The sequence below is a fragment of the Sinorhizobium sp. NG07B genome (genome assembly GCF_002532005.1).
Lineage (GTDB): Bacteria > Pseudomonadota > Alphaproteobacteria > Rhizobiales > Rhizobiaceae > Sinorhizobium > Sinorhizobium fredii_C.
On the sequence record NZ_NWTD01000003.1, the window covers coordinates 327,166 to 347,136 of the forward strand.

A 19,971-nucleotide genomic window follows, 5' to 3' on the forward strand; every position below is an offset into this window, starting at 1 on the left:
CTATGTACGAATATGCCATTGCCTGGGACTGGCTGACATTCGCGGTGCGGTGGCTGCACGTCATTACCGGCATTGCCTGGATCGGCTCGTCGTTCTATTTCGTCGCGCTCGACCTCGGCCTCAGGCAGCGGCCGGACCTGCCAGCCGGAGCCTATGGCGAGGAGTGGCAGGTCCACGGCGGCGGCTTCTATCACATCCAGAAATATCTCGTCGCGCCGGAAAACATGCCGGAGCACCTGATCTGGTTTAAATGGGAATCCTACGTCACCTGGCTTTCCGGCTTCGGCATGCTGGCCCTCGTCTATTATGCCGGCGCGGATCTCTATCTGATCGATCCGAGCGTGCTCGACGTGTCGAAGCCGACGGCGATCGCCATCTCGCTGGCGTCGCTCGCCTTCGGCTGGCTCGCCTATGACACGATCTGTCGTTCGCCGCTCGGCAACGACAACACCCGCCTGATGGTGCTGCTCTATTTCATCCTCGTCGCCGTCGCCTGGGGTTATACCCAGCTCTTCACCGGCCGCGCCGCCTATCTGCATCTCGGCGCCTTCACGGCGACGATCATGTCGGCGAACGTGTTCTTCATCATCATCCCGAACCAGAAGAAGGTGGTCGCCGATCTCATCGCCGGCCGCACGCCGGATCCGGCTCTCGGCAAGCAGGCCAAGCAGCGTTCGACGCACAACAACTACCTTACGCTGCCTGTTCTGTTCCTGATGCTGTCGAACCACTATCCGCTCGCCTTCGGCACCGAGTACAGCTGGATCATCGCCTCGCTGGTGTTCCTGATGGGCGTCACCATCCGCCACTGGTTCAACACGCAGCACGCCCGAAAGGGCGCCCCGACCTGGACCTGGCTGGTCACCGTGCTCCTCTTCATCGTCATCATGTGGCTTTCGACGGTGCCCAAGGTTCTGACCGAGGGAAGCGAGGCGAGGGCGTCGACCGCCGAGCGGGCGGTCGTGGCCGCGGCGGACTTTTCGAAGGTGCGTGACACGGTGCTTGGCCGCTGCTCCATGTGCCATGCGCGGGAGCCCGGCTGGGAAGGCATCGTCGTACCGCCCAAGGGCGTCATCCTCGAAAGCGACGGCGATATCGTCGAGCACGCCCGCGAAATCTATCTGCAGGCGGGGCGTTCGCACGCCATGCCGCCCGCCAATGTCACCGGTGTCACCGAGGAGGAACGGCAGTTGCTGGCCACCTGGTACGAGACAGCCGTGAAGGAAGGAACGATTCAATGAATGACTTGCTGATCCGCGGCCGCGTGCTGACCTTCGTCAAGGAGCCCGAGGGCATCGACGATGCGACCGCCTACCGCTATCACGAGGACGGCGCCGTTCTCGTCCGCAACGGCAAGGTTGCCGATGTCGGCACCTATGCTGACGTGGCGAAACGGACCGGCCGCGGTATCAGCATCGCCGATCATCGCCCTCATCTCGTCCTGCCGGGTCTCATCGATACGCACCTGCATTTCCCGCAGACGCAGGCGATCGCCTCCTATGGCGCCCAGCTTCTGGAATGGCTGAACACCTATATCTTCGTCGAGGAACAGAAGTTCAGGGAGCGCCGGCACGCCGACTTCGTCGCCGGCCGCTTCATGGACGAGCTTCTCGCGAACGGCACGACGACGGCCGTCGCCTATTGCTCGGTCCATCCGGAAAGCGTCGACGCCTTTTTCACGGCAGCCGAAGAGCGCAACATGCTGATGATCGGCGGCAAGGTGATGATGGATCGCAACGCCCCCGAGGCGCTTCGTGACACGCCGCAGAAGGGTTATGACGAAACGAAGCACCTGATCGGCAAGTGGCACGGCCGGGGGCGGGCGCATTACGCGATCGGTCCGCGCTTCGCCATCACCTCGACGCCCGAGCAGATGGAGATGAGCCGGGCGCTCGTCGCCGAACATCCGGACTGCTACGTGCAGACGCATCTTTCCGAGAACAAGGACGAGATTGCCTTTGCCACCTCGCTCTATCCGGAAGCGAAGGACTATACCGACATTTACGCCCGATATGAGCTTCTGGGCCGCAAGACGCTGCTCGGCCATTGCATCTATTTGAGCGACCGCGAGATATCGGTGCTTGCCGAGACCGGCGCCGTCGGCGTGTTCTGCCCGACCTCCAACCTGTTCCTCGGCAGCGGCCTGTTCGATCGCGACCGCTTCGATAAGCTCGGTGCCCGCCATTCAGTCGCAACCGATGTTGGCGCCGGAACGAGCTTCTCGATGCTGGAAACGCTGGACGAAGCCTATAAGGTGCTCCACCTTCAAGGCCAGCGGCTTTCGCCGCTCCGCTCCTTCTACATGATGACGCTCGGCAACGCCCGTGCCCTCGACCTCGAGCATCGCATCGGTTCGCTGCATGCCGGCGCCGACGCCGATATCGTCATTCTCGACAGCCGTGCCAAGCCGGCGATGGAACTCAGGATGCAGGTGGCATCCTCACTTGCCGAAGAGCTCTTCGTCCTGCAGACGATGGGCGACGATCGCTGCGTCGCGGAAGTCTATGTGGCGGGGCGGCCGATGAAGCACGGCAGGAGAGGACAAGGCAAGAACTTGGCCCCGAAGAAGGCGGAACTGGTTTAAAGGCCGGAGGCCGGCAGATCCGGCCCCCGTTTCGAACGGGAAGAAGCGATGGAACGGGATGAGGCCCGTCGCCGGATTTCTGCACCTCGCCCCCCGTTTGCCCCAAGCCGAAGTGCCGACATCGCCGGCGCTTTGGCGGAATTTCTTCGCCGCTAGGCGGCGTGCTTGTTGCCCTTGATCTGCTTGTTCACCTCGCCGGCGGGCAGCGAGCCGGCCTGCTGGATATCGATGCGCCGCGGCTTCATCTGTTCCGGAAGCTCGCGGACGAGATCGATCGTCAGCAAACCGTTGGTGAGGTTTGCGCCGGTGACCATCACATGGTCGGCAAGCTGGAAGCGGCGCTCGAAGTTACGAGCGGCAATGCCGCGATACAAATACTCCGCATTGTCCTCGCCGACCTTCTCACCGCTGACGACGAGCAGCCGCTGCTCGTGCGTGATGGTGAGTTCGTCCGGGCTGAAGCCTGCAACCGACATCGCTATGCGATACTGGCTCTCGCCAACGCGCATGATGTCGTAAGGCGGCCAGTTGTCAGCCGGCGCCATGCGGTTTGCAGAGTCGAGCAGTTCGAACAAGTGGTCGAAGCCCACGCTGGAGCGTGACAGCGGCGAAAAATCGAAGGTTGTTCTCATAGCCATATCCTCCTTGAGCAACATGGACGATGAGGAGCGCCGAAGAGGCCGGAGCTCCTCGACAGTGAGACCCCTGAAAGGCGGCCCACACGATCGATTTAGTTGCTCGAACCATGGATTCAAGAGGCATTTCACGCCCATTTCACCGCTTCTCGGGCGCCCCGCGGCGGCCTGGAGAAGAAGTGCGCGGCTCGGGCTTGTCGGGTTCTTGAATCTGGCTTTTCGACGCCAACCATTGACGGCATCAGAAAGGAGGAAAAAATGCTTCTCAATGAGATTCCCTGGACGATTCCGCTGACAGTGCGCCTCTCAAACGGCCTGGAACGGACCTTCACCTCAGTTTACGAGGCTGTCGATTTTCTCGAGAACGAGTGGCCGCTGCGCAAAGGAGAGCGCTACGAGCGCGCGCTGCGCACCTGCCTGCGGGCACTGAACAGGATGACACCGGCGGCGGTGGCCCGGGAGGCCTTCATCGCGGCCTGCTTGGAGGCGGGCATGCCGCTGGTTATGGTGACGCCGCGCCACGAACCGCGAAGCGCTGAAGCAAAGACTGCGATATCAGCCTGATGAAGGGAATGATTGGTCGGAAGCGCTCCGGCCTTCCGATCAATGCCTAACGTCGCTTTATACCCGGACATTGAGCATCATTCGACAAAAACGCGCACCGTAGAGGCCCGGCCCAGCGCGTCGATGACCGTCAGGGTCGAATAGCCGCCGCCGTCGGGCAGCCATTGGCTGACGCGGCGGCGCGTCACGTCCGGCAGCGGGCGGCCGTTCGCCAGCCAGCGGAACGGTGCCCGGCCGCCTTGCAGTTTCAGGGTCAAAGGGATCATTGCCTGGCCGGCGGCGGCACCAAGCTCGACACGCGCGCCTTCCGGCGGAAAGACGATCCGCGGCGCGGCTTCACGGATGGATGTGGACGGCAGGCCGTTCGCCGTCACCGAGAAGCGCCTTTGACCGATCGGCAGGTCGGCCTGCCCCAGGCGAATGGCGCCGGCCGGCGCGTCCGGCAGCGCGGTGATAGCGATGCCGGCCTTGGCAAAGCCTTCGAACAGGATCGGAGCGGCCGCGCCATAGCCGCTCAATCCGGGGACGGCGCCGTTGTCCGGCCGCCCCGCCCAGACGCCGAGCACGTAGCGGCCGTCGAAGCCGACCGACCATGCATCGCGATAGCCATAGCTGGTGCCCGTCTTGTAGGCGATACCGTGCTGACGGGTTCCGGCCGGAGGCAGCACGCCGGAGAGGATGTCGGCGACCTGCCAGGTGGCGACCGTCGAAAGCAGCGGCTCGCCGTCGATCAGCCCCGGCTTGCCTTCGATGCCGTCGCCGAGCCGAACCGGCCAGCCGCGATTAGCAAGCCCGGCATAGAGCTGAACGAGGTCGCGAAGCGTGATGCCGACGCCGCCAAGGCCGATGGCCAATCCCGGCGCTTCGTTCGGCGGCAGCTTCGGGTGCACCTCGGCGCGGCGGAAGCGAACCATCAGACGCGACGGCCCGACTGCGTCGAGCAGCCGAATCGCCGGCACGTTGAGCGAAAGCTGGAGCGCCTCGCGCACGCTGACATCGCCCTGGTAGCTCATGTCGAAGTTGCGCGGCCGATAGCCGAAGAAATCCGCCGGCCGATCCTCGATGATCGTCTCCTGGCTGACGATGCCTTCCTCGAAGGCAAGCCCGTAGATGAAAGGCTTCAGCGTCGATCCGGGCGAGCGGGTGACTCGCGCCATGTCGATCCAGCCGGAGCGGCTTGCGTCGAAATAATCCGCCGAGCCGACCTCGCCGACGATCTCGCCGGTCCTCGCATCGGCCATCACCATTGCTACCGACACTTTCGGTCCCAACCGCTGCGCCCCCTCCCGCGCCACCGTTTCCAGCTCGCGCTGGATGTCGCGACGGAGCGTCGTCTCGTGGCGGAGCGCCTTCGGCTCCTTGCGGAGCGCGGCTTCCGCCAGATGCGCCGCATGGGCCGGCAGCTGCAGGCGGCGGGTCGGTATGGCGGTCATCGCCGCACGCTCAGATTCGCCTTGGCCGATGACCTTGGCGACCGCGGCGCGGCCGAGCACCCGTTCTCGCGCGGCATCGGCGGCCGCCAGGTTGCGGTCCGGGCGACGCTTCTCGGGCAATTGCGGCAGCGCGACGAGCAGGGCCGCCTCGCCGACCGCGAGGCGGCGCGGCTCCTTGCCGAACCAGGCAAGGCTTGCGGCACGCACGCCTTCGAGATTGCCGCCATAGGGGGCATGGGTGAGATAAAGGGCGAGGATCTGATCCTTGCCGAGCCGCCGCTCGATCTGGATGGCGCGCGCAACCTGCAACAGCTTTGCCGCCCATGTCCGCCGCTCGCGCGGCTCGATCAGCCGCGCCACCTGCATCGAGAGCGTCGAGGCGCCGGAAACAATGCGGCCATTGGTGACGAATTGCAGTGCCGCCCGTCCGAGCGCCAGCGGATCGACGCCGTGGTGCTCGTAAAACCGCTGATCCTCATAGGCGACCAGCATGTCGAGGAAACGCGGGTCGACATCATCAACCCTCGTCTTCAGCCGCCAGCGGCCATCCGGCGTAGCGAAGGCGCGCAAGAGGTGTCCATCCTTGTCGAGAACCTCGCGGGAGAAGATCTGGGCGCGCTCAAGTGGCGGCGGGAAGGTTCGGTCAGCCCATTCTAGGCCGATCGCCACAAGTACAGTCATGATAAGGACGATCGCCAGCGTGATCAGGGCACGTACTGGGGAACGCGTTGGGCTTCGAGGAGCATCGCAATGGATCGGGCCGGCGCTATCCCCCTCTGTCCTGCCTGACATCTCCCCCACAAGGGGGGAGATCGGCCGGTTGCTAGGTCTCTGCTTCCAAAACGCGTCGAACTTGGTGGTTCCGTCTACAATCGGCGGACGCGCCTTGAGCGCGATGCCGGTTGTGGAGCGAGCGGTCGCATCCCCGATCTCCCCCCTTCTGGGGGAGATGCCCGGCAGGGCAGAGGGGGGTGATGCCGGGCCGACGCCCTGGCGGCACAATCGCTCAAGAAACCGCCCCGGCACACCGATAATGAACTGTCGCCAAATGGACATCGCGCGTTCTACTGTGCCGCCAGCACCTCCATGCGCCCAGTCGCCGTCCGGGCCGAGAACTGTGGCCGGTACATGTCCTCGACGCTTGCGGCCGGATGGTCGTACGTACCGAGGGTCACGGCGCGCACGACATAGGCAAGCGTGATCTCGCGATTGTCGCCGCTCGACCGGTCGAAGGCGGCGACGAAGCGGTCGCTGCGGAACTCGGTGTGGGCGGCCTGAACTTCGCCGATCCATTCGAAATTCGAGAGTTGGGCACTGTCGACAAGACTCGGATTGTCGATCTCGAAGCCGGCGGGCAGGAGGTCGGTGATCAGCACGCGCGACGGCCAGTCGTTGCTCTCCGTTGCCTTGAGCACGACCACGTAGCGTTCGTTCTGTCGCGCCTCACTGACATTCGCCTCGGCGCCGTCGAGGGTGTAATATGTCCGCTCGATGGTGAAGCCGTCGCCGCCGGCCGAGAGCGGCTGGGCGGGTGCCGCAACGGTCGTCACCACGGCGGAAACGGCGTCAGTGCCGTGGTTGCGAATGGCGACGGGGTGCTCGATCAGCGCATCGCCGGTTATCCGGGCAGCATAGCTGCCGGTGCGCTGGGCGCCGTTGACCTCCAGCTTCATATCCTCGTCGCCGCCCTGGACGGCGCGCGCCGCGAGCAGCATCCAGGCCTGTTCCTGGGTGCTGGTGTAGCGGGCCTGCTCCCATTCCCGGGCGACAATTTTTGAAAGCTCCGGAATGATCGGCGGCACCGGCCGGCTTTCGGCTGCGAGCGCCAGCACCGCCGCGTCGTCGCGCAGCGACGAGCCGTAGTCGGAGCGGGCGAGACTGACATTGACGAGGCCGGTGGACATGTTGACCGCCGCCGCGAAGATATCCTGCGATCGCCCGCCATCGCCGTAGAGCGCGAGTGCCGCGGCGATATGCGCCTTGGCAAGCGGCGTCGGAAAATCGCCAAGCAACGTATCTGCATAGTAGCGAAGGTCGCTGATCGCGGCCTTGCGGTTGCGAGCGAGCACGTAGAGCGCGTAGGCGATCTCGTTGCCGCGGTCCTTGACGTTCGTTTCGTAGCTCAGGGCGTTCTGCAGGTTTTCGAGCGCCTGGACCATCGCCTGTTCCGGCACGTCGAACTTCTGCTCGCGGGCGCGGGTCAGGAAGTCGGTGACATAGGCGTCGAGCCAGAGATCGCCGGAACCGGGGCTCCAGAGGCCGAAGCTGCCGGAGGAGGACTGGTAGGAAAGCACGCGGTAGATCGCCTCCTGCACGCGCTTTGCCACCTCGCCGTCCTCCGCCAGTCCAGATTGTTTCGAGAGTTCGCTGAGATAGAGCAGCGGCAAGGCGCGGCTCGTCGTCTGTTCGGCACAGCCATAGGGGTACCGGTCGAGCGACATCAGCAGCGCCGGAACGTCGAAGGCGGCCGAACGGGTCACGTTGAGGCTGACCGAGGCGCCCTGCAGCAGACTGTCGGCCAGCAGTTGATCGTCTACCGTCAGGCTGCTGCCGGCGGCGATGTTGACGACCTGGCGCTGCGTGATCGGCAGTGCGGCCGGGCGAACCGGGATGTTCACCGCCTGCTCCAGTGACAGGCCCTCGGCGTTCGAGAGGGTGACGGTGACAAGGCCGTTGCCCGGATATTGGCCGGTGAGCGGCAGCGTCACTGTGGATTTGCCGCCGGCACCGAGCTGTATGGTCTGGGATGGAGCGATCTGTTCGACCGTGGCCGGACCGTTGGTCGTCACCTGCAACTGATAGTTACCGGCCGGGCCGTCCGTGTTGGCGATGTCGAGCCTGAGGCCGGCCCGGTCTCCGGGCGCCAGGAACTTCGGCAGGCTGGCAGTGACGACGATCGGGTCGCGGACGACGACGTCCCTCACCGCATGGCCGACGCCGGACTTCGTCCAGGCGACCGCCATGATGCGGGCCGTGCCGTTGAACTGCGGGATGTCGAAGCGGACATGCGCCGTGCCTTCGGCGTCGAGCTTCACCGGCCCGGAGAAGAAGGCGACCAACTTTTCGGTCGGCGGGCTGCCCTGCAGCGGCATCTGCCCGCCGTCGCCGCCGGTGCGCAGTCGCCCTGTGGCGCCGAGCGAGCCGTCGATGAGGCGACCGTAGAGGTCGCGGATTTCAAGGCCGAGCCGTCGCTGGCCGAAATACCAGCCGTCCGGGTCGGGCGCCTCGTAGCGCGTAAGGTTCAGGATTCCGACATCGACGGCGGCAACCGTGACGTAAGCGTCCTCGTTGGCGCCCGCGCCGCGGACCTGGAGACTGATATCGAGCGGCTGGCGCGGCTGCGTCCTCTCCGGTGCGTCGAGACCCACAGCAAGCTTGCGATCGGCCGGGTCGACGGCAAGCCACTTGATGCCGATCGCCCGCATCGGCATGCGGCTTTCCTGAGCGTCGCCGGGCCGATAAAGCGTCGCCGTCACGTAGGCCCCGGCGCCCCATTCGGCGGTGACCGGCAGTTCCACTTCACCGCCCGTCTCGGCGATCGTCGCCGTCTTCGTCGTGATCAGGTTTTCGGTGCCGACGGTCACCAGCAATTCGCCGGCAAAACGCGGCGAAACCTTGAGTTTCGCCGTCTCGCCAATCGCGTAGTTTGCCTTGTCGAGGGCGATCTCCAACCCGTCCGGGGTTTCCGTCGACGTGGCTTCGACATACCAGCCGGCGTCGAACTCGACGCTGGAGGTCGGGCCGTCCGCCGCCGCGGTTTCTATCTCCAGGCGATAGCGGCCCCAGCCGACCGGCACGGCGATCTCGGCGCCGTTCTCGGTCACGTCGACCGTGCCGTTTGCCACCTGCTTCGTGGAGATGACCGGCTCGTATTTCCAGGCGCTGCCGTCGCGATACCATTGATAGTTCCGCTCGACGCTGATCAGCTTCCAGGAGAGGTCGGGCATCGCGACCTTGGCGCCGTTCGCGTCGATGGCGATGACATGGAATTTGCCGACCGAATTCTCGGCGAGCTCGCCGGAAAATTCGGGCTTGATGCCGATCATCGGACCGTCCGGCTTGACCGGCAGCGTCAGGGCGCGCTCGACGGCCCTGCCGCCGCCTTCGCGCATGCGAACCGTGAGCGTGGCGTTGAGCAGCTGCGTCGTCGCCGGCACCTCGCCGAGATCGAGTGCAATGACGGCCTTCCCATCCTGGTCGAGCGGTTCGAGCCCTTCGAGCGGCACGCGGTTGTCTTCGCTCGCCTCCTCGTCGGCGAGCCCGAAGACATAGCCCTTGAAGGCTTCGTTCTCACGCGTCGGCCTGACCGCCACTTCGCCTTCCAGTGTCAGGCCCGCAGCCGGTGCGCCATAGAGGAAGCGCCCGTCGACGGCGACCTCGATCGGCGTGCCGACTTCGATCGCCTTCGCATCGCTCGCCAGGTCGAACTCGGTGCGGTCCGGCACGAAATCGTCGACGAGGAACTGCTTCTCGCCGATCGCCGAGCCCTTCGGATCGGTGAAGATCTGCATCGTCCAGGTGCCGCGCATGGCATTTTCCTGGATCGGCAGATCGAGTGTATGGCCGCCGAGTTTGCCGCCATTGCTGACGATCCGCCGATCCTCCACCCCGTCCGGGCGCAGGAAGACGAAAGTGAGCGGCAGGTTTTCGATCGCCTGACCGTTGATGTCTCGGGCAAGCGCTGCGGCATGCACCGTCTCGCCGGTGCGGTAGATGCCGCGTTCCGTCCAGGCGTAGATGTCGATCGCGCCGGGTGCGGCACGGCCGGTGACGCCGCGGTCGGAAAGGTCGAAGCCGGCGCGCGTCATATCGAGAAAGACGTAATCATCCTCGCCTTTCCTGGCCGTGATCACGGCGGGCACCATGCTCGCCGTGCCGCGGATCAGGCCGGCGGCGAAGATCGCTCTGCCTTCCGCATCGGTCGTGGCGGTGCCCAGCACTTCATTGTTCTTGGCGACCAGCTGCAGTTCGACCTCGGCAAGCGGCTTGGCGCCTGCGAGCGAGCGCGCAAAGACGGTGAGCCCGTCGGTTCCGGCATAGGTCGAGATGCCGATATCGGAAACGACGAACCATTGCGTGGCGCGCGCGTCCCAGTCCTGGCTGAGCGCAGTCGCGGAAGCCGCCGTCAGCACATAGACGCCGGGTTTGCGCTTCGGCAGCGCCTCATCGACCGGGAAGCTCGTCACCACTTCCTTGTTGAGGTCGGTCTTGATGTCGATGCTGCCTTGCCAGACGAGCTCTCCGCTCTCGGTCTCGATGCGCTCGGCACTATAGCCGTCGAGCTGGGTAAGGAACTGAGAGCTTGTCAGCAACGACGAGATGCTGCGGTCGCCGACGCGATAGAGCTTGAGGTTGGCGCTTTCCGAGTTCACCGAGACGATCGGGATGCCGCGCCGCGCCGTCGAAGGAAGCACGAAACTGTCGCCGGTGAAGCGCACCATCGGCGCGCGGTCCTTGACATAGATGTCAAGGCTGACCGGCGTCTCGATGACTTCGTCTACAGACGATGGCAGTCCCGGCCTCAAGGCCAGCTTGTAGCGCTGGCCGTGCTTGAGCCCATCGACGCAGATCTCGCTGCCCTTGGCCTCGACCGCCTTCGGGGCGACGCCGTCGAGCGTCACGAAGGAGGCGTAGTCGGGGCCGTTCTTCAGCAGCTGTTCGGAGAATTGCACGCAGGCGCGCGGGCTTGCGCCATCCGCATCGACCGTGTGGCCGGTGACGCGGAAGCCCTGGCGCTCCTTGAGGTCGAGATAAGCCGTCTCGACCGTCTTGGCCTGCACGAGCTCGAGGCTCGCCTTGTAGGCCTGGAGCGCGGCTCGGTAATTCTGCAGGTTGTCGAGCGCCTGGGCGAGGATGGCCAGCGCATCGGCGCGGCTCTGGGCGGTCCTCGTCAGCTGGTAGCCGTTGAGCGCTGCAAGGGCGGCCTCGCTTGCTAGATCCGTGCCGCCGCTGAAGCGGTTGGCTGTTCTGGCGGTCTCCAGCCACAAGTCCCCATGCTCCGGGGTGATCGCCAGCGCGCCGCGGAAAGCCTTGAGCGCCGCGACGAAATTGCCGGCTGTCAACTCGTTGCGGCCCGCTTCGATCAACCCGTTGACGCCGAAGCCCAGTTGATCGTCTGCCAAGGCGAGCCCAGCCTTGACGTCGCGCGCCTGCTGCAGGAGGTCGTCCGACACGAAGGGCAGTCGTGGCGGGGCGCCGAGATCCGGTTCGCCCGCGGCGGTCTCGACGACCTTGCCGGCGATGGCACCCTTGAACGTGTTCAGCTGGTTGAAGTCGGACTTGAGAAAACACCACTTCACCTTGGGATTGTAGGTGAAGGCCCTGCAGGCGCGGTCGGCGATGCAGCGTGCCTGGCACTCGTCGAGCGAGACATTCTGCTCGGTCCGTAGATCGAAGCCGAAATAATCGGCGTCGCCGGTCACCTCGACCTTGCGGTCGGCTTCGGCGGCCGCGGCCGGAGTGCCGAGGGAAAGAAGCGCGAAGAGAAGGGTGGTAAGGCCGAGAAACGCGCGCATCGACAAAGTCCTCCCAACGCTGCCCGCTTCGAGTGAGCACCACTCTTTCAACCTTCGAAGAGCGTTGTCAACAACCAGCTTTGCAACCATAGGGATTCGTCGGCACGGGTCAGCTGCGAGCCGGCGCAAAGGCCTCCATCGCCCCGGTATAAGCCTTCGAGAGGGGCGAGGCATAGGAGCCGCGCTTGCTGGTCACGAGTCCCTGTGCGACGAGCGCTTCGGCCTGCTTGACCGCCGCCGAGACGCCGTCGATGACCGGAATGTCGTATTCGCGCTGCAGCGATTGCGCGAGGTCGGCCATGCCGGCACAGCCGAGGACGATCGCCTCGGCGCCCCCGTCGTCTAGCGCCCGTTCGATCCGCCGCCTAAGCTTGTCGGAAGCGCTCGACGCCTTGTCTTCAAGCGCGAGGACCGGAATGTCGGCGGCAAGGACCTTCGCCCGGTCGCCCATGCCGTAGCGGCGCACAAGGTTTTCGATGAGGACGCGGGAACGCTCGAGCGTCGTGACCACGGCGAAGCGCTGGGCAACGAGTGCGGCGGTGATCACCGCGGATTCGCAAAGACCGAGCACGGGGATCCCGGCGAGGGCTCGGGCGGCTTCAAGCCCGGTATCGTCGAAGCAGGCGATGATCGCGGCGTTTGCTCCCGCCGCCTCTCCTTCGCGTATTTCCATGAGCACGCCGGGGACGGCGATCGCTCCATCGTAGTGCCCTTCGATCGAGGCCGGCCCGCTCCTTGACGTGGCAGCGATGACTTCGGTGCCGTGCGCCGCCACCGCCCGTGCGGCGGCCGCCGCCTTTTCGGTCATTGAGACGGTCGTGTTGGGATTGACGAGTAGAATGCGCATGGACGTCAGCTTAACCTTGCGTGACGGCGCCGAAGCACGAGGATAATGGCGAGCGCTGCGAGAATGATGGTGAAGGAGAAGAGCGTCGTGACGGTGCCAAGCGCATAGAGCACCGGCGTCGTAACGTTGGTGGTCATGCCGTAGATTTCCAGCGGCAGGGTGTTGTAGGTGCCGGAGGTCATCAGCGTGCGGGCGAACTCGTCATAGGAGAGCGTGAAGCCGAACAGGCCAACGCCGATCAGACTCGGAGCGATCATTGGCAACACGACGTGGCGGAAGGTCTGCCAGGAGGTCGCGCCGAGGTCGCGGGCGGCCTCCTCATAGGCCGGCGAGAAGCGGTTGAAGACGGCGAACATGATAAGCACGCCGAAGGGAAGCGCCCAAGTGAGATGCGCGCCGAAGCCCGAGGAATACCAGGTAGGTTTCAGGCCGAATTGCTGGAAGACGACGCCAATGCCGAGCGAGATAATGATCGACGGTACCACCAGGCTTGCGACGGTCATGTAGAACAGGGCGGTCGAGCCGCGGAAGCGGTGGCGGAAGGCAAGCCCCGCAAGCAGCGCGACAGCGACGTTCACCACCATGACCATCAGCCCGAGCGTGAAAGAGCGGCGGAACGAGGCGCCGAAATCGCCGACGGCCTGCTTTTCGAAGAGATTGTAGAACCAGTGAAGCGAGACGCCGTTCAATGGGAAGGTGAGGCCGCCGTCCGGCCCCTGGAAAGAGAGGATCAGGACGGCCGAAAGCGGCCCGTAGAGAAACAGCACGAACAGCGCGAAGAAGGCTGCGAGCAGGTAGAATTCCTTGCCGCGTCTCTCGTTCTTCATGTCAGAGCTCCTTGCGGATATCGACGACCCTGAGGATCGCCGCAACCATCAGCAGCACCACGATGAGCAGCACGACCGCATTGGCGGCCGCCGCCGGATATTGCAGCAGCGACATCTGGTTCTTCATCATCAGCGCGACTGATGCACTCTGCCCGCCGGACATCACCTGAACCGTCGAGAAATCGGCCATGACTAGCGTGACGACAAAGATCGAGCCGATCGCCATGCCGGGCTTGGCAAGCGGCAGGACGACGTTCCAGAGCACCTGCCAGCCGCTCGCGCCGCAGTCACGCGCCGCTTCGATAAGCGAACGGTCGATGCGCATCAGCGTGTTGAAGATCGGCGTCACCATAAACAGCGTGTTGAGATGCACCAGGGCGAGGACCACGGCGAAATCGGAATAGAGCAGCCATTCGATCGGCTTCGCCACGAGGCCAAGCTTGGTCAGGGTGGAGTTGACGAGGCCGTTGCGGCCGAGGACCGGTATCCAGGAGATCATCCGGATGATGTTCGAGGTGAGGAACGGTACGGTGCAGACGAGGAAGAGCACCATCTGCATCGTCGTCGTGCGGACATGGAAGGCAAGGAAGTAGGCGACCCAGAAGCCGATGAATAGCGTCAGCGCCCAGGTGATGGCGGTGAATTTCAGCGTGTTGAGATAGGTCTTCCAGGTGACCCAGGAGCCGAGAGTGTCGGTATAGTTCATCGTCAGGAAGTCGGGATAAAGGCCGGCGAAGTCGTAATCCCAGAAGCTGACGACGATGATCATCAGGATCGGCAGGATGAAGAAAAAGCCGAGGATGAGGAGAAGGGGCGCTACCTGGAGATAGGCGATCAGCCAGGACGGCGCGGCAAGGCCGCGGCGTGCCTTGTCGGCTTTCATTTCTCCTGAGGTTGCGACTGCCGTCATTATTTATCCTTCCGAATACATACAGCTTTGGCAGCCCCTCATCCGCCTGCCGGCACCCTCTCCCCGCAAGCAGGGAGAAGGGAGCTTGCGGCGACGTCTCGGTTCCCTCTCACCGCGAGCGGGGAGAGGGTTAGTTAAACCAGGGAGAGCGCAAAACCTCTCGCTCAAGCCGCGATGAACTCGTTCCAGCGGCGCACCATGTAGCGGTCCTCGTCCATCACCGAGTTCCAGCAGGCGACCTTGCCCATCCGTTCCTCGAAGGAGCCGCCGTCGCGCACTGCCCCGGCCTTTTCCATGACCTTGCCCTCCGGCGAGAGGATGTCGCCCTTGGCCGGCTTGCCCTCGACCCAGAAGCCCCATTCGTCCTCGGACATGTGGGTTTTCGCGGTCTCCATGGCTGCGGAGTAGTAGCCTTGGCGGTTGAGGTAGGCGCCGACCCAGCCGGAGAGATACCAGTTGATATATTCATAAGCCGCATCGAGCTGTGCACCTTGGAGATGGGCGGCGAGGCCGAGGCCGCCGCCCCAGGCGCGGTAGCCTTCCTTCAGCGGCTGGTACTTGCAGGCGATGCCCTTGGAGCGCACCGCAGCGACGGCCGGCGACCACATGGACTGGATGACGACTTCGCCGGAGGCCATGAGGTTGACGCTCTCATCGAAGGATTTCCAGAAGGCGCGGAACTGGCCGTCCTGCTTCGCCTTGATGAGGAAATCGATCGTCTGGTCGATCTCGTCCGTCGTCATGTTGCCCTTGTCGGCATATTTGATGTTGCCAAGGGCTTCCATGATCATCGCCGCATCCATGATGCCGATCGACGGAATGTTGAGGATCGCCGTCTTGCCCTTGAAGGCCGGGTCCATGATGTCGGCCCAGGTGCTGATCTCGCGACCGACGAGATCCGGGCGGATGCCGAGCGTGTCGGCGTTGTAGATCGTCGGGATGAGCGTCATCCACTGGGTCGGCGCCTTGGCGAAACTCTTGGAGTCCTGCGCCTCGACGAAGCCGACGGTGTGTGGCGCCGTGCCCTGGGCGACGACGCTGTCGGGCTTCAGCCTGCCGTCGATGAAGAGCGGCACGATCTTGTCGTAGTATTTGATCTTCGACACATCCATCGGCTGCATGACGCCCGTCGGGAAGACCTTCTTGGCGATCCAGTATTCGATGTCGGCGATGTCGTAGGAATCCGGCTGAGTGACGGCGCGCTGGGCGGCGGCATCGGAATCGGTCGCTGTCATCTCGAGGGTGATGCCGAGATCTTCCTTGCACTTCTCGGCGATCGCATTGATGTTCGAAACGCCGGTGCCGAACTGGCGCAGCGTGATAGGGTTCTGCGCCCAGATCGTCGGGAAGCCGGTGATGGCGCCGGAACCGGCGATGGCGCCGACCGCGGCGGCGCCTGTCTTCAGGAGGGTGCGCCGGGATATTCCCTTATCAGTCTTCGTTTCACTAGTCATGCTGTCGTTCCCCTTTTTCGTGGTGCTTGATTGATGGTTTTTGTGGGATCGGGTCAATCGTCGCATTTCGGCCCGCATCAGGCTGCGAGGCGGCCGAGAGGGATCACGTCCTCAAGGGCCCAGCTCAGGGACACCGCGTCGCCGGCCGACAGGGGCTTGCTGAAGTACTCGGTATCGGCAACGACGAGGGTGAATTCGTCGCTGCCGGCGCCGATAACGGTGATCTTCACCGAGGCACCGCGATATTCGACATTCGAGACGACACCCTGAAAGCCGAGTGATTTGTCCGATGCGGGTTCGAGGCGCACGCGGTCCGTGCGGATGCCGATGTCGATCGGCTTGCCGACCTCCTGGGCGATGTCGCGGACGGAAAAGGTCTGGCCTTCCGGCACCGTCAGGGTAACGACACCACGGTCGATCGCGGTCACGCGGCCGGAAAGAACATTGTGGTCGCCCATGAAACGGGCGACGAAGGCCGTCGCCGGCTTTTCGAACACGGTTCGCGGGGCTGCCGCCTGCTCGATGCGGCCGTCGTTCATGATGACGATCAGGTCGGCGAGCGCCATCGCCTCTTCCTGGCTGTGCGTCACATGGACGAAGGTGATGCCGAGCGTCTTCTGCAGCTTCTTGAGTTCCGCCCGCATCCGAATCTTCAGGAACGGATCGAGTGCGGAAAGCGGTTCATCGAGCAGCAGCGCTTCGGGGTCGGTGATCAGCGCCCGGGCGAGCGCCACGCGCTGCTGCTGGCCTCCGGAAAGCTGCGCCGGGCGGCGCGTCGCATAGGCCTCCATTTGCATCAATCGCAGCACTTCAAGCGCCTTGGCGCGGCGCTCTTCCTTCTCAACACCCTTCATCTTCAGGCTGAAGGCGACGTTGTCGACGAGATCGAGATGGGGAAACAGCGCATAGGACTGAAACATCATCGCTGTGCCGCGCTTTGCTGGCGGAAAATCGGTGACCACGATGCTGCCGAGGCGGATATCGCCGGAGGAAATGCGTTCATGGCCGGCGATCATGCGCAGCGTCGAGGTCTTGCCGCATCCGGAGGGGCCGAGCAGGCAGCAGTAGCTGCCCGCCGGAATCTTCAGGCTGATGGCATGGACAGCGGTCGTCGCGCCATAGACCTTGGAAACGGAAGCGATATCGATCTCTGCTGCTTTGGACATGCCCGCTTTCTCCTTGCAGCTGAGAAGAAGCATCAAGCGTGCCAGTTTGCTAAAGGCCTGAATCCGCGGCTATGTTTTCGTACGTCGCCAAACTGGGCAACCGGCGGGCCATGTTGGATGCACATTTTGTAGGCGTTCGTGCTCAAAGATTGCCTATTATTGTATACAATATTGAGCTTTGATTGAGGGCAAAAAGCGGTTAACTTCCGCTGTACCCACTGTAACAGCATCGTTCGGATTCCCTGCCTCATGACGTCAGTCAATCTAAGCCCGGCGGGAAGCGCCATGGATACCGGCGCCCAACAGATCCGCGACGCGATCCGCGATGCGATCGTCGAGCGGCGCCTTGCGCCCGGAACGAAGCTCTCCGAGACCGACGTCGGCAGCCTCTTCAATGTCAGCCGGACGCTCGTTCGCGCCGCCCTTCAGGCCCTTTCTTATGAGGGGCTCGTCAGTGTCGAGAAGAATCGCGGCGCCTTCGTCGCCTTTCCTTCCGTGATCGAGGCTCAGCAGATATTCGCAACCCGGCGGCTGTTGGAACCGGTCATACTCCGCGAGGCAGCGCCCCATATCGGCAAGACTGAGGTCAAGGAACTCAGAAAGCTGCTTGCGGAAGAGCAGCGGTTGATGAATCAGCGCGGCGCACCCGCCCGCCGCGCCGAGATCAAGGCTTCCGGCGATTTTCACCTGGCGGTCGCCGCCATGAGCGGCAATGCCATTCTCAAGCGCTTCATGGATGAGCTCGTTGCGCGCGCCTCGCTCGTGATCGCGCTTTATGGGCAATCGGTGATCTCAAGCTGCGGCCACAATGAACACCAGCAGATCGTTGATGCACTGGAAAAGAAGGATGTCGAAGCTGCCTGCGCGCTGATGCTGCAGCATATCGATCATATCGAGGCGGATCTCGACCTTCGGCCGACGAAAAAGGCCGGAGGTCTGCGCGACGCTTTTCATTTGTGAGTGTCGCAACGGCGCTTCCTATCCAGGTTGTATTGCGCCGCACGACCAACGCACAGCGCACTTGCGGTCACGTTTACATTTGTGATATTTTTAACAAAGATTGTTGGGCTGCAGCTCGTCGCGCCCCTGGTTTAAGCCTGCCCAGGGCCCCGGACTCCGGATGGAAATGGCCAATCGCAAGACAACACGGATTGTCGCTTTGACAAATGCCCTATCGGCGCGGCGCGTTCTGCATCTCAAAGACGCAGCCGCCTTGCTGGGCGTCTCGGAAATGACCGTTCGGCGCGACGTCGCCAGCAACCCCGGCCTCTTCGGATATCTCGGCGGGCATATCGTTCCGGCCGCCGATATCGAGGCTGAGGCGCCTTACGATCTCGCGCGTGAGGCCGACAGTCACGCGGCGGCGAAGCGGGAAGCCTGCGTCCATGCCGCCCGGCACATCCGTCCCGACGAGACGATCTTCATCGATTGCGGCACGACGCTTGAGTATCTCGTCGATCTCATCCCGGAAAATTATTCAATTACGGCCGTGTGTTATTCTCTGAATGTGGCCGATCGCCTGACCCGCAGGCCCAATGTCCGGATCGTCATGCTCGGCGGCGTTTACCACCCGTCCTCGGCTTCTTTCTCGGGCAATTCCGGGCTCGAGACGCTCAATCATCTCGGCATCAATGTAGCCTTCCTCTCGGCGGCCGGCGTCGACCCCGGCCGTGGCGCGACATGCGTTCATTTTCATGAAGTGCCGGTAAAGCAGAAGGTGATTTCACTCGCGCGCGAGAATTACCTCGTGGTGGACAAGAGCAAGATCGGCAGGCTGAAGCCCGCCTTCTTTGCGCCGCTCACCACATTCCGGGCGGTGATCACGGAAGACGGAGAGGCGGCGCTTGCGGTGCGCGAGGCGCCGACGGGATAAATGTGATAGTCTCGCCGCTTCGACCGTGTCATCGCTTGACACCCATCAGGCTTGATGAAATGATAACAGAAAATAGATAAAAAAATAACAAGTCGGCGCTTGACCCGCAGGGGCCTGGTCCGGCAGGGAGATACGAGGAGTAACCGCTTGGAAGACCTTGCTGTGAAGAGGGTGCCGGCCGGTGCTGCCGAGCCCGCCGGCGCCGGTCATAACTGGCCCCGCAACGACGGTGTCGATCTCGATCTTTCCTGGGTGCTCGACCAGCGCGTCAACCTTTCCGCGGCCGAGCGTCGCGTCGCGACGCTGCCGGGTCGCCGGACCGTAAAAAAGGATGCACAGGCCGCCTGGCTCTTGAAGGCGGTCACCTGCATCGATCTGACGACGCTCAATGGCGACGATACGACGGAGCGCGTCAAGCGTCTCTGCGCCAAGGCGCGCCAGCCGGTGCGCCAGGATCTTCTCGATGCGCTCGGCATGGGCGATCGCGACATCACGACCGGCGCGGTCTGCGTCTATCACCGTTTCGTGTCGACGGCGGTCGAGGCGCTCGAGGGCAGCGGAATCCCGGTTGCCGCGGTTTCCACCGGCTTTCCGGCCGGTCTCGTGCCGCATGACGTCAAGCTCAAGGAAATCGAAGCATCCGTTGCTGACGGCGCCAGGGAAATCGACATCGTCATCACCCGCGAGCATGTGCTGACCGGCAACTGGCAGGCGCTCTATGACGAGATGCGCGATTTCCGCGACGCCTGCGGCGATGCTCATGTCAAGGCGATCCTGGCGACCGGCGACCTCAAGACGCTGCGCAACGTCGCCCGCGCCTCGCTCGTCTGCATGATGGCCGGGGCCGATTTCATTAAGACCTCGACCGGCAAGGAGGGTGTGAATGCGACGCTGCTCGTCACCCTCGTCATGCTGAGGATGATCCGCGCCTATCGGGAGCGGACGGGCGTCAAGGTCGGTTACAAGCCTGCCGGCGGCATCTCGGCGGCGAAGGACGTGCTGAATTACCAGTTCTTCATGAAAGAAGAGCTCGGCCGTGAATGGCTGGAGCCGGACCTCTTCCGCGTCGGGGCATCGAGCCTCCTGGCGGACATCGAGCGCCAGCTCGAACACCATGTCAGCGGCGCCTACTCGGCCCTCAACAGACACCCGATAGGATAATC

The 19,971-nt window shown here is 63.6% G+C and carries 14 protein-coding genes; 6 read left to right on the forward strand and 8 right to left on the reverse strand.

All coding sequences use genetic code 11. The annotated features are described in order from the left end of the window. The first annotated feature begins 2 nt into the window (after positions 1-2). Both CO664_RS11520 and guaD read left to right on the forward strand, forming a co-directional pair. Entirely contained in the window at positions 3-1,241 is a 1,239-nt protein-coding gene (locus CO664_RS11520) for a urate hydroxylase PuuD (RefSeq protein ID WP_097538813.1), read from the forward strand. Beyond that, the gene (guaD, locus tag CO664_RS11525; RefSeq protein WP_097538814.1) at positions 1,238-2,584 is read left to right on the forward strand and encodes a guanine deaminase; all 1,347 of its coding nucleotides are present in this window, start codon (positions 1,238-1,240) and stop codon (positions 2,582-2,584) included. The genes CO664_RS11520 and guaD overlap by 4 nt, the downstream gene beginning before the upstream one ends. A gap of 152 nt (positions 2,585-2,736) precedes the next feature. Here guaD and CO664_RS11530 read toward each other — a convergent pair whose 3' ends face one another. After that, positions 2,737-3,216 (reverse strand): Hsp20 family protein, encoded by a 480-nt coding sequence (locus tag CO664_RS11530; protein WP_097539179.1) that lies wholly within the window; start codon positions 3,214-3,216, stop codon positions 2,737-2,739. A 261-nt stretch (positions 3,217-3,477) separates the two neighbouring features. Here CO664_RS11530 and CO664_RS11535 point away from each other — a divergent pair, with 261 nt between their 5' ends. Further along, a complete protein-coding gene (locus CO664_RS11535) occupies positions 3,478-3,783 on the forward strand; it encodes a DUF982 domain-containing protein (RefSeq protein WP_097538815.1) in 306 nt (101 codons plus the stop codon). A gap of 77 nt (positions 3,784-3,860) precedes the next feature. On the opposite strand, the gene pbpC is transcribed toward CO664_RS11535, so the two are convergent. The 7 genes from pbpC to CO664_RS11570 all read right to left on the reverse strand — a co-directional run bounded on the left by pbpC (position 3,861) and on the right by CO664_RS11570 (position 16,935). After that, entirely contained in the window at positions 3,861-5,897 is a 2,037-nt protein-coding gene (gene pbpC, locus CO664_RS11540; RefSeq protein WP_234820232.1) for a penicillin-binding protein 1C, read from the reverse strand. A 383-nt stretch (positions 5,898-6,280) separates the two neighbouring features. Beyond that, entirely contained in the window at positions 6,281-11,731 is a 5,451-nt protein-coding gene (locus CO664_RS11545; protein ID WP_097538817.1) for an alpha-2-macroglobulin family protein, read from the reverse strand. A gap of 109 nt (positions 11,732-11,840) precedes the next feature. Then, entirely contained in the window at positions 11,841-12,578 is a 738-nt protein-coding gene (locus CO664_RS11550) for an aspartate/glutamate racemase family protein (protein WP_097538818.1), read from the reverse strand. A 5-nt stretch (positions 12,579-12,583) separates the two neighbouring features. Continuing rightward, a complete protein-coding gene (locus CO664_RS11555; RefSeq protein WP_097538819.1) occupies positions 12,584-13,405 on the reverse strand; it encodes an ABC transporter permease in 822 nt (273 codons plus the stop codon). 1 nt (position 13,406) lies between these two features. Then, the gene (locus CO664_RS11560) at positions 13,407-14,288 is read right to left on the reverse strand and encodes an ABC transporter permease (protein ID WP_234820266.1); all 882 of its coding nucleotides are present in this window, start codon (positions 14,286-14,288) and stop codon (positions 13,407-13,409) included. Positions 14,289-14,479: 191 nt separating this feature from the next. Continuing rightward, a complete protein-coding gene (locus CO664_RS11565) occupies positions 14,480-15,769 on the reverse strand; it encodes a PotD/PotF family extracellular solute-binding protein (protein ID WP_097538821.1) in 1,290 nt (429 codons plus the stop codon). A 77-nt stretch (positions 15,770-15,846) separates the two neighbouring features. Continuing rightward, positions 15,847-16,935, reverse strand: a complete 1,089-nt coding sequence (locus CO664_RS11570) for an ABC transporter ATP-binding protein (RefSeq protein ID WP_097539180.1) — start codon at positions 16,933-16,935, stop codon at positions 15,847-15,849. Positions 16,936-17,184: 249 nt separating this feature from the next. On the opposite strand from CO664_RS11570, the gene CO664_RS11575 reads away from it, so the two are divergent. The 3 genes from CO664_RS11575 (at position 17,185) to deoC (ending at position 19,969) form a co-directional block, all read left to right on the forward strand. Then, positions 17,185-17,895, forward strand: coding sequence for a GntR family transcriptional regulator (locus CO664_RS11575; RefSeq protein WP_097538822.1), 711 nt, complete (start codon positions 17,185-17,187; stop codon positions 17,893-17,895). 166 nt (positions 17,896-18,061) lie between these two features. Then, positions 18,062-18,808, forward strand: coding sequence for a DeoR family transcriptional regulator (locus CO664_RS11580; protein ID WP_176536566.1), 747 nt, complete (start codon positions 18,062-18,064; stop codon positions 18,806-18,808). 147 nt (positions 18,809-18,955) lie between these two features. Beyond that, positions 18,956-19,969, forward strand: coding sequence for a deoxyribose-phosphate aldolase (gene deoC, locus CO664_RS11585; RefSeq protein WP_097538824.1), 1,014 nt, complete (start codon positions 18,956-18,958; stop codon positions 19,967-19,969). Positions 19,970-19,971: the final 2 nt, after the last annotated feature.